At 73.7% G+C, this 13160-nt stretch carries 14 protein-coding genes; 7 read left to right on the top strand and 7 right to left on the bottom strand.

All coding sequences use genetic code 11. The annotated features are described in order from the left end of the window. Window positions 1–4: 4 nt before the first annotated feature. From FHX75_RS10815 to FHX75_RS10805, 3 genes are read left to right on the top strand one after another with little or no spacing between them, the layout of a single operon-like run. Window positions 5–307 (top strand): hypothetical protein, encoded by a 303-nt coding sequence (locus tag FHX75_RS10815; protein WP_154938578.1) that lies wholly within the window; start codon window positions 5–7, stop codon window positions 305–307. Continuing rightward, the gene (locus FHX75_RS10810) at window positions 307–1209 is read left to right on the top strand and encodes a proline iminopeptidase-family hydrolase (RefSeq protein ID WP_154938576.1); all 903 of its coding nucleotides are present in this window, start codon (window positions 307–309) and stop codon (window positions 1207–1209) included. Before FHX75_RS10815 ends, FHX75_RS10810 begins: the two co-directional genes overlap by 1 nt. Before the next feature lie 17 nt (window positions 1210–1226). Then, on the top strand, window positions 1227–2798 hold the full coding sequence (locus tag FHX75_RS10805; protein ID WP_154938574.1) for an amino acid adenylation domain-containing protein: 1572 nt from the start codon (window positions 1227–1229) through the stop codon (window positions 2796–2798). Window positions 2799–2807: 9 nt separating this feature from the next. Here FHX75_RS10805 and FHX75_RS10800 read toward each other — a convergent pair whose 3' ends face one another. Together FHX75_RS10800 and FHX75_RS10795 are read right to left on the bottom strand one after the other, a co-directional pair. After that, entirely contained in the window at window positions 2808–3788 is a 981-nt protein-coding gene (locus FHX75_RS10800) for an ACP S-malonyltransferase (protein ID WP_211364381.1), read from the bottom strand. Continuing rightward, entirely contained in the window at window positions 3785–5356 is a 1572-nt protein-coding gene (locus tag FHX75_RS10795) for a phenylalanine aminomutase (D-beta-phenylalanine forming) (protein ID WP_154938572.1), read from the bottom strand. The genes FHX75_RS10800 and FHX75_RS10795 overlap by 4 nt, the downstream gene beginning before the upstream one ends. Window positions 5357–5702: 346 nt before the next feature. Here FHX75_RS10795 and FHX75_RS10790 point away from each other — a divergent pair, with 346 nt between their 5' ends. Next, window positions 5703–6158 carry an SRPBCC family protein gene (locus FHX75_RS10790; protein ID WP_154938570.1) on the top strand — a complete coding sequence of 152 codons (456 nt, stop codon included), beginning with the start codon at window positions 5703–5705 and terminating at the stop codon, window positions 6156–6158. 30 nt (window positions 6159–6188) lie between these two features. On the opposite strand, the gene FHX75_RS10785 is transcribed toward FHX75_RS10790, so the two are convergent. Continuing rightward, window positions 6189–6581, bottom strand: coding sequence for an MmcQ/YjbR family DNA-binding protein (locus tag FHX75_RS10785; protein WP_154938568.1), 393 nt, complete (start codon window positions 6579–6581; stop codon window positions 6189–6191). 153 nt (window positions 6582–6734) lie between these two features. Further along, window positions 6735–7250 (bottom strand): 2'-5' RNA ligase family protein, encoded by a 516-nt coding sequence (locus tag FHX75_RS10780; RefSeq protein ID WP_154938566.1) that lies wholly within the window; start codon window positions 7248–7250, stop codon window positions 6735–6737. An 81-nt stretch (window positions 7251–7331) separates the two neighbouring features. On the opposite strand from FHX75_RS10780, the gene FHX75_RS10775 reads away from it, so the two are divergent. Next, window positions 7332–7841: a mycothiol transferase gene (locus FHX75_RS10775; RefSeq protein ID WP_154938564.1), complete on the top strand. Its 510-nt coding sequence runs from the start codon at window positions 7332–7334 to the stop codon at window positions 7839–7841. Between the two features lie 7 nt (window positions 7842–7848). On the opposite strand, the gene FHX75_RS10770 is transcribed toward FHX75_RS10775, so the two are convergent. Then, window positions 7849–8808, bottom strand: a complete 960-nt coding sequence (locus FHX75_RS10770) for a glycoside hydrolase family 88 protein (protein WP_154938562.1) — start codon at window positions 8806–8808, stop codon at window positions 7849–7851. Window positions 8809–8973: 165 nt separating this feature from the next. Here FHX75_RS10770 and FHX75_RS10765 point away from each other — a divergent pair, with 165 nt between their 5' ends. Together FHX75_RS10765 and FHX75_RS10760 are read left to right on the top strand one after the other, a co-directional pair. Beyond that, window positions 8974–9348 carry an SCP2 sterol-binding domain-containing protein gene (locus FHX75_RS10765; RefSeq protein WP_154938560.1) on the top strand — a complete coding sequence of 125 codons (375 nt, stop codon included), beginning with the start codon at window positions 8974–8976 and terminating at the stop codon, window positions 9346–9348. Further along, complete coding sequence (locus tag FHX75_RS10760) at window positions 9345–11408, top strand: amylo-alpha-1,6-glucosidase (protein ID WP_154938558.1); 2064 nt, start codon at window positions 9345–9347, stop codon at window positions 11406–11408. The genes FHX75_RS10765 and FHX75_RS10760 overlap by 4 nt, the downstream gene beginning before the upstream one ends. Window positions 11409–11448: 40 nt before the next feature. Here the strand turns inward: FHX75_RS10760 and FHX75_RS10755 are convergent, their stop codons facing one another. Next, entirely contained in the window at window positions 11449–12171 is a 723-nt protein-coding gene (locus FHX75_RS10755) for a Pr6Pr family membrane protein (RefSeq protein ID WP_170285333.1), read from the bottom strand. Between the two features lie 59 nt (window positions 12172–12230). Further along, window positions 12231–12986, bottom strand: coding sequence for a hypothetical protein (locus FHX75_RS10750; protein WP_154938556.1), 756 nt, complete (start codon window positions 12984–12986; stop codon window positions 12231–12233). Between the last annotated feature and the right edge of the window lie 174 nt (window positions 12987–13160).

The following is a 13160-nucleotide window of genomic DNA, read 5'->3' as shown; positions in this document are numbered from 1 at the left end:
ACGGATGAGCACCGACGGCAGCTGGCAGCTGGACATCGAGAGCCCGCTCGGCAAGCAGAGCCTCTGGGTCGACCTGACCGCCGAGGGCGAGAAGCTGATCGGCAAGGCCCGGGCCAACGGCCAGGTCATCGACCCCGACATCATCGACGGCGAGCTGGTCGGCGACGTCGCCTCGTGGAAGATCAAGTGCCGCAAGCCGGTGCCGCTGACCATGAAGGTCACCGTCACCGTCAACGGCGACACCATGACCGGCAAGGCCAAGCCGGGCATGTTCGGTACCTTCCCGGTCACCGGCCGCCGCGTCTAGTGACCGCACCGACGACCAAGGGGACGGCGCCGTTCGGCGAATTCCGGACCTGGTACCGGGTCACGGGGGAGCTGTCGCCGCAACGGACCGCGCTGGTGGTCGTGCACGGCGGCCCCGGCAGCACCCACGACTACCTGACCAGCCTCTCGGTGTTCGCCGACGGCGGCACCCCCGTCGTCCACTACGACCAGCTGGGCAACGGGGGTTCCACCCATCTGCCGGGCCGGCCGGCCGAGTTCTGGACGGTCCAGCTCTTCCTCGACGAGCTGGACAACCTCCTGCGCCACCTCGGGATCGCCGACAACTACGTCCTGTTCGGACACTCCTGGGGCGGCCTGCTGGTGGCGAAGCACGCCGCGGCGGCGCCGGCCGGCCTGAAGGGCCTGATCATCGCCGACGCGCCGGCGTCGTATCCGTTGTGGCTGGACGCGATGGCGGAGCTGCGCGCCGCGCTGCCGGCCGGGGTCGACGACACGCTGCGCCGGCACGAGGCGGCGGGCACCACCGACAGCGACGAGTACCACGCCGCCACGAAGGTCTTCTACGACCGGCACCTGTGCCGGCTCGACCCGTGGCCCCGCGACTACCAGGCCTCCTTCTACGAGCTCTACAACGACCCGACCGTCTACCTCGCGATGAACGGACCGAGCGAGTTCCACGTCATCGGGTCGCTGAAGGACTGGGGCGTCACCGACTGTCTCGCCGACATCGCGGTGCCCACCCTGGTCATCTCGGGCCGCCACGACGAGGCCACTCCGGCCACCGTCCGGCCTTTCGTCGACCTCATCCCGGACGCGCGCTGGGAGCTGTTCGACGACTCCAGCCACGTGCCGCACCTGGAGGAGCCGGACCGGTTCCGCCAGACGGTGGGCGACTACCTCAAGACCGTCGCGCAGGTGTGAAGAAGGACGGACATCCGATGACCGACGCGGTCGGGCGGTTTCCCGCCGACACCCTGGACCAGTTCGTACTCGGCCCCGCCGCCCGCACCCCGGACAAGCCGGCGGTGATCGAGCGGGCCGGCGGCGCGCTGGTGACGGTCACGTACGGCGAACTGGCCCGCGCGGTCGACGCGCGGGCCGCCGCGCTGGCCGAGGCGGGCGTCGGCACCGGCGACCGCGTCGTCATCGAGTCGCAGACCTCCGCCGCGGCCATCGCGCTGCTGCTCGCCTGCTCCCGGCTCGGCGCGGCGTTCGTGCCGGTCGACCCGGACACCCCGGACCTGCGGGTACGCGCCATCGTCGAGGCGACCGACCCGGTGCTGCACATCCGGCCCGCTGGCCGCCCGGCCCGGGAACTGCCGTCGACCACCGCGGTCGCCGAGTTCAGCCCGGACGGGCTGGTCGCCCCCGCCGGCAAGCCCCGGCAGCGCCGCCGCCGCGCGGTGGTGGGCACCGACCCGGCGTACCTGATCTTCACCTCCGGCACCACCGGGCAGCCGAAGGGTGTGGTGCTCAGCCACCACGCCGCGCTGGCCTTCTACCGGGGCGCCCAGCGGTTTCCGGTGGTGGCCGCCGACGACGTGGTGGCCAGCACCTCGCCGCTGGCCTTCGACGTCTCGCTCTTCGACCTCGGGGTCACGCTGGGCAGCGGGGCGACCCTCGCGCCGGTGCCCCGCGAGTTCCTGAGCTTCCCGCGCCGGCTGCTCGGCTTCCTCCGCGACGCCGGCGCGACCGTGGTGCACGGCGTGCCCTCGCTGTGGCGGCCGTTGCTGCGCCACGAGCCCGACGACCTGGCCGCCCTGGACCGGCTGCGCGGCATCCTCTTCGCCGGCGAGAACTTCCCGCTGGCCGAGCTGCGCCGGCTGCGCGAGCTGCACCCGGGACTGCGGGTGGTCAACGCGTTCGGCGCCACCGAGACGGTGGCCTGCTCCTTCGCCGAGGTGCCCGACCCGCTCCCCGCCGACGCCGAGCGGCTCTCCATCGGCGACGGCTACCCGGGGGCCGAGCTGCTGCTGGTCGACTCCGACGGCAGCGTGGTCGACGCGCCCGGCGCGGTCGGCGAGATCCACGTCCGCTGCCCGTCGCTGTTCAGCGGCTACTGGGACGACCCGGCGGCCACCCGGCAGGTGCTGGTGCCCGACCCGCTGGAGCCCCGCTCCGGGCAGCTCGTCTACCGCTCCGGTGACCTGGCGTACCGGGGGGCCGACGGGGAGCTGTACTTCTGCGGCCGGACCGACTCGATGGTGAAGATCCGGGGCAACCGGATCGAGCTAGGCGAGGTGGAACGCCGGCTGCTGGACCACCCGACGGTCGGTGCGGCGGTGGCGGTGGCGGCCCCGGCGGCCGACGGCGAGCCGAGCCTGCACGCCTTCGTGGTGCCCCGGCAGGGCGCCACCGTCGGCGCGGCCGAGCTGGTGGAGCGGTGCCGGCGCACCATGCCGGCGTACATGGTCCCGGCGCGGTTCCACTTCCTCACCGAGCTGCCGCTGACCGCCAACGGCAAGGCGAACCGGACCGCGCTGGCCGAACTGGCCCGCGCGGCCCGGTAGGCCGCCGGATCATCCCACCAGGGTCCGCTGCCGCGGCCGGGGCCGCAGCGCGAGCGCCGGGGTCAGGGTCAGCACGTCGAACGGTCGCCGTGCCGCGTCCACCCGGCCCCACAGCCCGTCCGGACCGGAGACGCAGAGCCGGGACACCCCGTGGGCGCGCAGCGTCTCCAGCGCCCCGGGCCAGCGCACCTGCCGGACGATCCCGTCCAACAGCAGCCGGCGCACCTGCTCGCCCCGGGTCAGCACCGCGCCGTCGTGGTCGGAGACCATCGGCAGCCGCGGGTCGGTGAACGGCAGCCCGGCCACCAGTTCCCGCTCCACCGTCGCCCGCAGCGGGGCGAACGCGGCCGAGTGCATCGGCGGGCTCATCGTGTACAGCGGCAGGCCGCCGCGCGCCCGCACGGCGGCCTGGAGCCACTCCAGGCGGTGCCGGCGCACCGAGAGCATCCAGAAGTCGTCGTCGACGTGGCAGGCCGTCTCGTACCACTCGCCGGCCTCGTCCAACTCGCCGAGGATCTCCGCCAGCCGGGCCCGGGGCGTCCGGGCGAAGGACTGGGTGACCACGTCGCTGTGGGCGTGGGCGAAGTACTCGTCCAGGTGCCGGTTCCAGCCGACGGTGAGCCGTACCGCGTCGGGGAAGCTGAGCGCCCCGGCGTAGACGGCGGCCGGCGTGCCGCCGAAGCTCGGCCCGACGACGATGTCGGGCCGGACGTCCAGCGCGTCCTCCGCCCAGTGCGCCAGCGCCAGGCAGACCACCAGGAACGCGACCCGTTCGCTCTCCGAGTAGCCGCCCTCGGCCTGCCGGTAGCGGTCCACCAGCGACCAGCCGAGCGTCTCGTCGGCCTCCGCGGTGAGCCGGCGCGCCTCCGGGTTGATCAGCAGGAAGCGCCCGACCTGCGCGAACGAACTGGGGCTGATGCCGGGGAAGACCACGGCGGTGGCCCCACCGCCGGGCTCCGCATCAGCGCCGTCGGGCGCGGGGCCGGTCACAGCAGGACCTCCGACCGGTACGCCGGCGGCGCGGCCAGGATCTGGGTGGCGATCGCCTCGACGTAGTCGGTGATGGTGACGTCCCGGTCGAGGTAGGGGACCAGTTCCCGGGTCCGCTCGTAGAGCTCGCGGGTGACCGGGGAGAGACCCTCGTTGCCCCGGATGTCGACCGCCTGGGCGGCGCAGAGCAGCTCGAAGGCGACCACGTAGGTGGCGTTGGCGAGCACCTCCCGGGCCCGCCGGGCGGCGACGAAGCCGAACGAGACGATGTCCTGGAAGTCACCGGTGCTGGTCAGCGACTGCACGGACATCGGCACCGCCAGGGCCCGCGTCTCGGCGGTCAGCGAGGCGGTCATGAACTGCCCGCCCATCAGGCCGAGCCGCAGGCCGGGGTTCTCCCGGCACAGGAACGCCGGCAGCCCGTTGCTGTTGCTCTTGTCGAGGAACCGGTCGATCCGCCGGTTGGCCAGGTTGGTCAGGGTGGTCAGCGAGATGACCAGGTGGTCCATCGCCATCGCCACGTACTGGCCGTGGAAGTGCCCGTTGTGGAAGACGTCGTTCTCGTCCGGCACCACCAGCGGGTTGTCGTTGGACGAGTTGAGTTCGGCCTCCAGCGTCTCGCCGATCCGCAGGAAGCTGTCCAGCACCGGACCGAGGATCTGCGGCGTGCACCGGATCGAGTACGCGTCCTCGATGGGCTGCGAGCCGGCCTTGGCCGAGGAGTCCATCTCGGCGGCCAGCGCCGCCTCGGTCTCCTGCTCGTTGACCGCCAGGGTGGACTCCTGCAGGGTGCGCCAGAGCCGGGCGGCGATCTCGCGCTGACCCTTGTGCGGCTTCAGCTCGTGCACCCGCGGGTCGAACGGCTTGGTCATCCCGCGCAGCCCCTCCACGGACAGCGCCGAGACCGTCAGGTACGTCTCCAGCAGCCGGCTGGCCTGGGCGAAGACCAGGCCGCCCAGGCCGACCATGCCGGAGGTGCCGTTGATCAGCGCCAGCCCCTCCTTGAAGCTGAGCGTCATCGGCGCGATGCCGGCCAGCCGCAGCGCCTCCGCGGCGGGCATGGTCTCGCCCCGGTAGCGGGCCCGCCACTGGCCGACGCAGGCCAGCGCGATCGCGGCGAGCGGGCCGAGGTCCCCGCTGGTGCCCAGCGACCCCTTCTCCGGTACGCACGGGATGATCCCCGCGTTGTACACGGCGATCAGCTTCTCCAGGTTCGCCGGCGAGATCGCCGAGTTGCCCCGGGCCAGCGACACGATCCGGGAGAGCATGATCGCCCGGACCGTCCGGTCGTCCAGGTGCGGCCCGACGTTGGTGGCCACCGCGTTGATCAGGTTCTCCTGGAGCTGCTGGGCCATGGTGACCGGCACCAGCCAGTCGACGAAGCCACCCATGCTGGTGTTGACGCCGTAGATGACCCGGCCCTCGTCGACGAAACGCTGCAGCGTCTCCCGGGAGGTCTGGACGCGCTGCCAGACCTTGTCGTCGAGGCCGACCGGCACCGAGTGCGTGGCCGCCGCCTCCAGTTGCTCCAGCCGGACCCACTGGTCGGCTGCCACAGTGAATTCCACGAGATCGAACCCCCTCCGCGGGACGGATGTCAGCGTTGTCCGCGTCGGGCGGGACCATCGGGCAGCGCGGTGTCGCACTGCCTCTGAGCAGGTGCCCCGTGGAACCCGACGGGTGCGCAGGGTCAGTCAAGCCGCCTCCGTCGCGGGTGGAACAGACCGGGCGTACCCCTAGAAGGGCGCGACCGGCCCCTAACCCGGGCCCGGTCCGGACCCCTTGCCCCGACGGGCGCCGGCCCGGGGGAGGGCGTTCCCTCTGCCGGGGGAGGCCCCAGCGGCGGCCAGTTTCTAGCGTCACTGGCATGGATACGACAGGCGCCGCTGCGCTCACCGTCGGGGGTGGGCGCTGATGCTGGTGCGGACCACCACCCTGGTACGCCGGCCGCCGGAGGCGGTCTGGCCGCTGCTCTGCGACTCGCGGATCACCTCGACGCCCCGCTGCCCGGTGTTCCAACTCGGCGCGCCCACCCCGGTCGAGTGCTTCCTGCCGGCGGGGCCGGGTGCGGTGGGCGCGCCCCGGCAGTGCGTCTCCGATCGGGGCGTGGTGTACCAGCGGATCACCGAGTGGTCGCCGCCGGCCCGGCTGGCGTTCCACATGGAGCGTACCGACCTGCCGTTCGGCTCGTGCGTCAGCGCGTTGAGCGACACCTTCGAGCTGACGCCGGTGGCCGGCGGCCGGGCGACCCGGCTCACCCGCAGCACCCGCGTCGAGGTGCGCGGTCGGTTCCGGTGGGCCCGGGCCCTGGCGGTCGGGATCGGGCTCAAGGCGGTGCACCGGTTCGTCTTCCGCGACTGGCGCCGCTGAGCCGGGCCCTTCAGCTCCCGGAGTTTGTGCCTACGCCTCGCCGGCGCGGTGGGCCGCGGCGAGGCGTTTCGGCGCGCGGGCGTACCAGGCGTCCAGGACCAGCTCGGTCAGCTCCGGCACGGTGATCCGGTCCAACCGGACCAGCACCGCCGGGTAGCCGTCGAAGTGCGGGGTGGTGAAGTAGATCGCCGGGTCGTCGGCGAGCAGTGCCTCCTTGGCGCCCAGGTCGGGCAGCTGCGCGCCGAGGATCGGACCGTCGGGAGCGGTGTCGCCCAGGGCTTCGTGGTCCGCCTTGCGCAGCGGTCGCTCCCACACGAACGGCTTGTCGCGTACCCGCCAGGCCGGTGCGCCGTCGTACGACGGCCGCTCCGTCGTCTCCGGCAGGGCGAGCGCGAGCCGACGTACATCGTCCCAGGTTGCCACGGTCCGACCATACGACCCGCGGCACGACCGGAACAGGACCTCACCCCGTCCTCCGGTCCGCCACCGCCAGGTGATCAAGAAGTTTGCGTCCTCCCGAGGCGGAATCCTGACGCAAACCTCTTGAGCAACTCGCCTGGGGGGAGGGAGCGGGGGTCAGGGGAGGGGGTGGGAGATGTTGCGGGCGTGGTCGGCGACGGCGGCGGCGACCACCGTCGCCTCCAGGGGCAGCATCTCCAGGCACCGTCGGACGGCGGCGGCCATCAGCACGTTCGGCACCCGCATGGACAGCGTGCAGTGCGGCACCCAGCGCCCCGGGCGGTACTGCTCGGACAGGGTGATCCCGGCCCGGGTCAGCCGCTCGTGCACCAGGGCGTGCTGGGCCAGCAGCTCGACGGTGGGGGTGACGCCGAGCCAGAGCACCCGGCCGACGAACTGGCCGGCGTGGTCGAAACCCAGCCGCAGCGGCGGGGCGACCACCGTCCCGCGCAGCGCGTCGGCCACCCGCTCCGGGTCGAGCCGGGGCGCCACGGCGAGGGACACGTGCGGCCGGTGCCGCTGCTCCAGCAGCGAGCGCATGCTCTGTACGCCCTCGGCCTCCAGCGCGTCCCAGAGCACCCGGATACGACGGGTGGCGTCGGTGTCCAGATACAGCTCCAGCGCCGCGACCACGTGATCACCCTAGATGCCGGGTTTACCGGCCCCGGCCGGCGGTACCCGACGGGAGGCGGCGGCCCGCGAAGGAGTGCTCCGGTGGATGTGAACGACCTGCTGACCGAGATCTACGACCGGCTGCCCGACCTGGTGCGCGCGGCGGTGGACGGGCTGAGCCCGGCGGAGCTGCGCCGGTCGCCGGCGCCCGGCGGCAACCCGGTCGGCTGGCTGGTCTGGCACCTGACCCGGATCCAGGACCACCATGTCGCCGACCTGCTCGGCACGGAGCAGGTCTGGACCTCCGGTGACTGGGCCGCCCGGTTCGGGCTGGACCCCGACCCGAACGACACCGGCTACGGCCACACCCCGCAGCGGGTCGCCTCGGTACGCCCGGACAGCTCCCGCGCCCTGGTCGACTATTACGACGCGGTCGCGGGGCGTACCCGGATGTTCCTGGCCGGGCTGCGGCCGGCGGACCTGGACCGGGTGGTGGACGAGGCGTGGGACCCGCCGGTGACCCTCGGGGTGCGGCTGGTCAGTGTGGCCGACGACGGCCTTCAGCACGCCGGCCAGGCCGGCTACGTCCGGGGCCTGCTCCGCGCCGGCTGAGCCGCCGTCACCCGGCCCGGCGCAGGGCGGCGTACGCGAGCAGGTGGAACGCCTGCGCCTCCGGGGAGGTGCCGGGGCGCGTGAAGTCCGGCGCGCCGCTGACCGGCCGGACCAACCCGTGCCGGTCGACCTGCCGGGTCGCGGCGGCCAACAGGTCCCGCCCGACGTCCCGGTACGCGGCCGGCAGCCAGCCGTCGGCGACCCCGGTCAGCGCCGCGTACGCCAGCATCTGCGCGACGTTGGCCTCGACGAAGCTGCCGGGGTCGTCGAGCACGTCGTGGAAGAGCCCGTCCGGCCTGCGGTGGGTCAGGCAGGCGTCGAGCACCGTCCGGGCGTGTCCGAACAGCTCCTCGCGCTGCCCGGTCGGCCAGTCGGGCCGCAGCCGCAGCGCGCGGGCGATGCCGGCGACCACCCAGCTGTTGCCGGTGCCCCAGTGCTGCGGGTGGTCCAGCCGGGCCCGGTCGGAGTCCCAGCGGGCCGCGTAGAGCCCGCTGCGCTCGTCGTACAGCCGGCGACGGTGACCGTCGACCTGGGCCGCCGCCGGTCCGGGATGCCCGCAGAGGGCGAGCAGCGGCACCACCATGTACACCGTGTCCGCCCAGACCTGCCGGTTGCCGAGCAGGTGGAACAGGGTGCCGTCGTCGGCCCGGGGCGCCCGGGTCAGCAGCCAGTCGAGCTGCCGGTCCAGCGCCGCCGCCCAGCGCTCGTCGGGGTGCGCCCGGACGGCGTACCGCAGCGCCTCCCCGCAGGCCGCGCCGTTGACCGCGCCGTCCTCCCCGGAGACGTCGCCGAGCCGGCCGTCCGGGTGCTGGCGGGTCACCGCCGCGTCGGCGAGCAGCACCGCCTGCTGCTCGAACCCGAGGTCGAGCAACGCGTGGCCGGTCACCCCCTGCTCCCACGACTGCCGCTGCATGGCCAGCAGTGCCGCGAGCACCCGACCCACCCGGGGGTCGTCGAGCTCACCCATCGTCGCCTCCCCCCGCTCCTGCTACCCCGGATCCGGCGGCGCACCCCCGGGTTCCAGGCTTCGAGGGGAGGGACCGGGCCGGCTCACCCGGTTCGGGTGAGGCGACCTCACCCTGACGCCTGCCATCGTGCTCACCGGACTGCGGACCGGACGGGGAGGGGTGCCATGGCGACGTCGGGCGCGGAGTTCCTGCAGCGGCTGACGTCGCGCCGTCGCCCGCAACTGCCCGAGACCTTGTCCGGCACGATCCGGCTCGACCTGCACGACGGGGGCAGCACGGAGCACTGGTACCTCACCGTGCACGACCAGTCCCTCGACGTGACCCGCTCGCCCGACGACGCCGACCTGGTGGTGCGCGCCGACCGGGAGGTCTTCGACCGGCTCGTCGACGGCCGGACGGAGGTGGTGCAGTCGCTGATGCGCAACGAACTGACCGTGCAGGGCGAGGTGCGCCTGCTGCTGGCCTTGCGGCGGATCTTCCCGGGCCCGGTCGACGCCCGGCACCCCCGCGACGTCGCCCGAGAGAGCCTGCGCCGGTGAGACAGGAACGGGTCCACGTCATCGCCGGCAACGCCTTCGCGGCCAGCGACGCCCAGGGCGACATGGAGGTCGACCCGCGGGCGCCGGTCGGGCTCTTCTCGTTCGACACCCGGTTCCTGTCCCGCTGGGTGCTCACCGTCGACGGTCAGCGGCTGGACGCCCTGTCCCGGGACGACATCAGCCACTTCGAGACCCAGTTCTTCCTGGTACCCGGCACGGCCAGCCACTACGTCGACGCGGACGTCTCGGTCATCCGGTACCGCTCCATCGACGACAGCTTCAACGAGCGGATCACGGTGCTCAACCACTCCACCGGCCCGGCTGAGTTCGTCGTCCGGATGGACATCGGCGCCGACTTCGCCGACACCTCGGAGATCCGCAGCCCCCGGCCCCGCCGGACGACCGCGACCGCCTTCCCGAACGAGGGCGTGCTCCGGCTGCGGTACGAGCGGGACCGGTTCTGCCGGGAGGCGGCGGTCTCCACGACCGCCCCGGGCCACGTCGACCAGCGTGGCATCACCTACCGGATCACCGTGCCCCCGAACGGGCGGTGGGTGACCGACCTGCACGTCAACATGATCGCCCGCGGCGAAGGCGGCCGGGACGTGCGGGCCAGCCTGGAGACGCACCGGCAGCGGGTCGACCACGACATGCGTCATGACCTGCGGGACTGGCTGGATCGGGCACCGCGGCTGGTGGCCGAGCGTGACGTGCTGACGGACGTCTACGAGGGCGCGTTGACCGACCTGGCCGCGCTGCGCTACACACCGCTGTCCTACCCCGCGCGGGTGCCGGTGGGCGGCCTGCCGTGGGCGATGGCGCTCTACGGCCGGGACGCCATGATCACCTGCCTGCAGACGCTGCCGTTCACCCCCGAACTGGCCCCGGCCACCCTGCGGCTGCTGGCTCTGCTCCAGGGCGGGCGACTCGACGACCACCACGACGAGGAGCCCGGCAAGATTCTCGGCGAGCTGCGCTACGGCGAGTCCGCCGGCTTCGGCGAGGAGCCGACCGCGCTCTACTACGGTGCTGCCGACACCACGCCGCTCTTCGTCGTCCTGCTCGACGAGTACGAGCGCTGGTCCGGCGACGCCGCGCTGGTCCGGGAGCTGCAGCACCCGGCGCGGATGGCCCTGGACTGGATCGACGAGTACGGGAATCTGACCGGCGACGGCTACCTGCGCTACCAGCGGCGCTCGCGCAACGGGCTGGTCAACCAGACCTGGAAGAACTCGCCCGACGCGATCGTGCACCGCGACGGCCGCGAGCCCGGCCACCCGCGGGCGACCTGCGAACTCCAGGGGTACGCGTACGACGCGAAGCTGCGGGGCGCCCGGCTGGCGCGGGAGTTCTGGGGCGACCCGGCGTACGCCCACCGGCTGGAGCGGGAGGCGGCGGCGCTCAAGGAGCGGTTCAACCGGGACTTCTGGCTGCCCCGGCGCGGGCACTACGCGCTGGCGTTGGAGCCGGACGGCACCCCGGTGGAGACGCTCACCTCCAACATCGGCCACCTGCTGTGGAGCGGGATCGTCGAGGAGGAGCGGTCCGCGCAGGTCGCGGAGCACCTGCTCGGGCCGGAGATGTTCACCGGGTGGGGCGTGCGGACGCTGGCCGAGGGGCAGCTGCCATACAACCCGGTGGGGGCGCACGTCGGCGCGGTCTGGCCGTCGGACAACTCGCTGATCGCCGCCGGCCTGCGCCGCTACCACCACGACGACGAGGCGGCCCGGGTCGCGGCCGGCATCCTCGCGGTCGCGGAACTGCTCGGCGGTCCGGTGCCCGAGGTGATCGCCGGCTACCCACGTGAGAGCACCCGGTATCCCGTCCAGTTGCCGATGGCGGGCCGCCCGCAGTCCTGGGCCTCCGGGGCGCTGCTGATGCTGCTGGGCACCATCCTCGGGCTGCGGCCCTGCGGGGACGAACTGCTGGTCACCCCGGCCGTGCCGCAGGGCTTCGGCCGGCTGGAGCTGCTGGACGTCCCCGGACGCTGGGGCCACGCCGACGCGTACGGCCGGGACCGCTCGGTGCGCGCGGACGGGAGGCCTTCCCGGCTGCGCTGACCGCGACCGCGTCGCGCCTTCGACCGTGGCCGCGGTGCGGTCACCGCTGGGCGGCGGGTGTCTCCGTCGCGGCGTCGTCGGGGGCCGGACCCGGCGCGGGAACGGCGGGCGCCGGGGCGTCGGCCGGCCGGGCGGCGACCCGGCGGGACAGTCCGCGGTCGACGCCGACGAAGAGCAGGCCGAGCAGCCAGAACGCGAAGGCGAAGAAGACCGCGCTGACCGACACCCCGGCGTAGCCGAGCTGTCCGGCGTCGATGAACGGGTACGGGTACCGGTGCACGACGAGCCCGCGCACCAGCGCGAAACCCAGGTACGCCAGCGGGAAGGCCAGCCACCAGGCGGCGTAGCGCAGCCGTAGCCGGCCGCGCTGGTCGAACAGCGCCCAGTCGGCGATCGCGAGCAGCGGCACGACGGTGTGCAGGAACTGGTTGCCCAGCGCCTCGCCGAGCGCGCGGTCCGGCTGGGGCATCGCGAAGGGGCTGGCCGGGTTGGCCAGGACCAGGTGGTAGACCACCCCGGTGATGGTGATGTAGAGGGTGACCGCGCCCTTGAGCGCCGACGGCGGCTCGGGCCGGGCCCGCCAGGCCCGCCAACCCGCGTGGCCGGCGAAGAGTCCGACCGCGACGTTGCTCTGGATGGTGAAGTACGGCAGGAGGCCGGTGACCGTGGCCGGACCGAGCGCGGTGAGCACGATCCCGGCCAGCACGCTGATGACGATCGCCAGGCGGAAGGCCACCGGCACGCGTCGACGCCGCAGACTCATCGGCGCAAGCTATCAGCCCCGCCGATCACCAGCCGGCGGAGCCGGCTGGCCGGCGATGGTCAGTGGGTCGGGCGGGACGGGACGGTCCGGGCGGGGGCGTCCGGCTTGCCGCCCGCGGTGGAGGGCGCCTGTGAGGGCCGGCCGGTCGGCCGTTCGGCTGGCGTCGGGTGGTCGGCCGAGGGGGGTGCGGAGGGAGGTGTCGGGGCCCCGCTGTCGCGGACCACGCGCTCGCAGTAGCCGGCCACCTCGTCCCGGCCACCGGCCCTGTTGATGAGGTCGGCGAAGGCCGGGTTGTCCAGGGCTCGGCCGGGGTTGTCCCCGGCCGCGGCGCGGTAGGAGCGGCACAGTCCGAGGATCGACGCGGGTGGCATCGGCCTGCTCGGCTCCGGCTTCACGCTGGACGGAGCGGCGGACCCGCCGGGCCCGGCGGTGGTGGGCGGGGTGGACTGCGGCACGGCGGACGGCGGGGTGACCGGCGCGTCGCGGTGCAGCGGTCCGGGCAACGTGCCGGTGGCGGCGGCGAAGGCGACGCCCCCGGTGGCGGCCACGGCCAGGCCGGCGAGCGCGACCTTCAGCCCGGCCAGTCGGGCCAGGGAGAATGAGCGGGCGGGTGACGGAGCCGGCAGCGGAGCCCCGGCGCGGGCGCTGCGGAACGCGTGCATCGCGGCGCTCTCCCCGCGCAGCTCGCCGGGGTGCGGCGCGGCACGCACCGCCGTCAGCAGCCGGACGAGCGGCTCCGGGCCGTCGTGCGGGTCGACGACCGGACCGACGAGCAGCCGCTCGACGGTTTCCTGGTCCATCCGATGTGCGTTCATCTCGTGTCCCTCAGCGCCGGGCACCCCCCCGACGTCACATCTCTGCCCGGAGGGTGGCGCTGATCACGCGGCGACACCCGTCAGGTCAACCGCGACGCGCCAGCACCCTTACGGTGCGTGACAATGAGGGTGTTGCGCTGCCCGCTGCGCTGGAGGGGCAGGCCAGCGAGATCG

The organism is Micromonospora palomenae, assembly GCF_007829925.1.
In the GTDB taxonomy this organism is placed as follows: domain Bacteria; phylum Actinomycetota; class Actinomycetes; order Mycobacteriales; family Micromonosporaceae; genus Micromonospora; species Micromonospora purpureochromogenes.
Note: the sequence above shows the minus strand (reverse complement) of the source record. Positions and strands in the feature narration are given on the sequence as shown.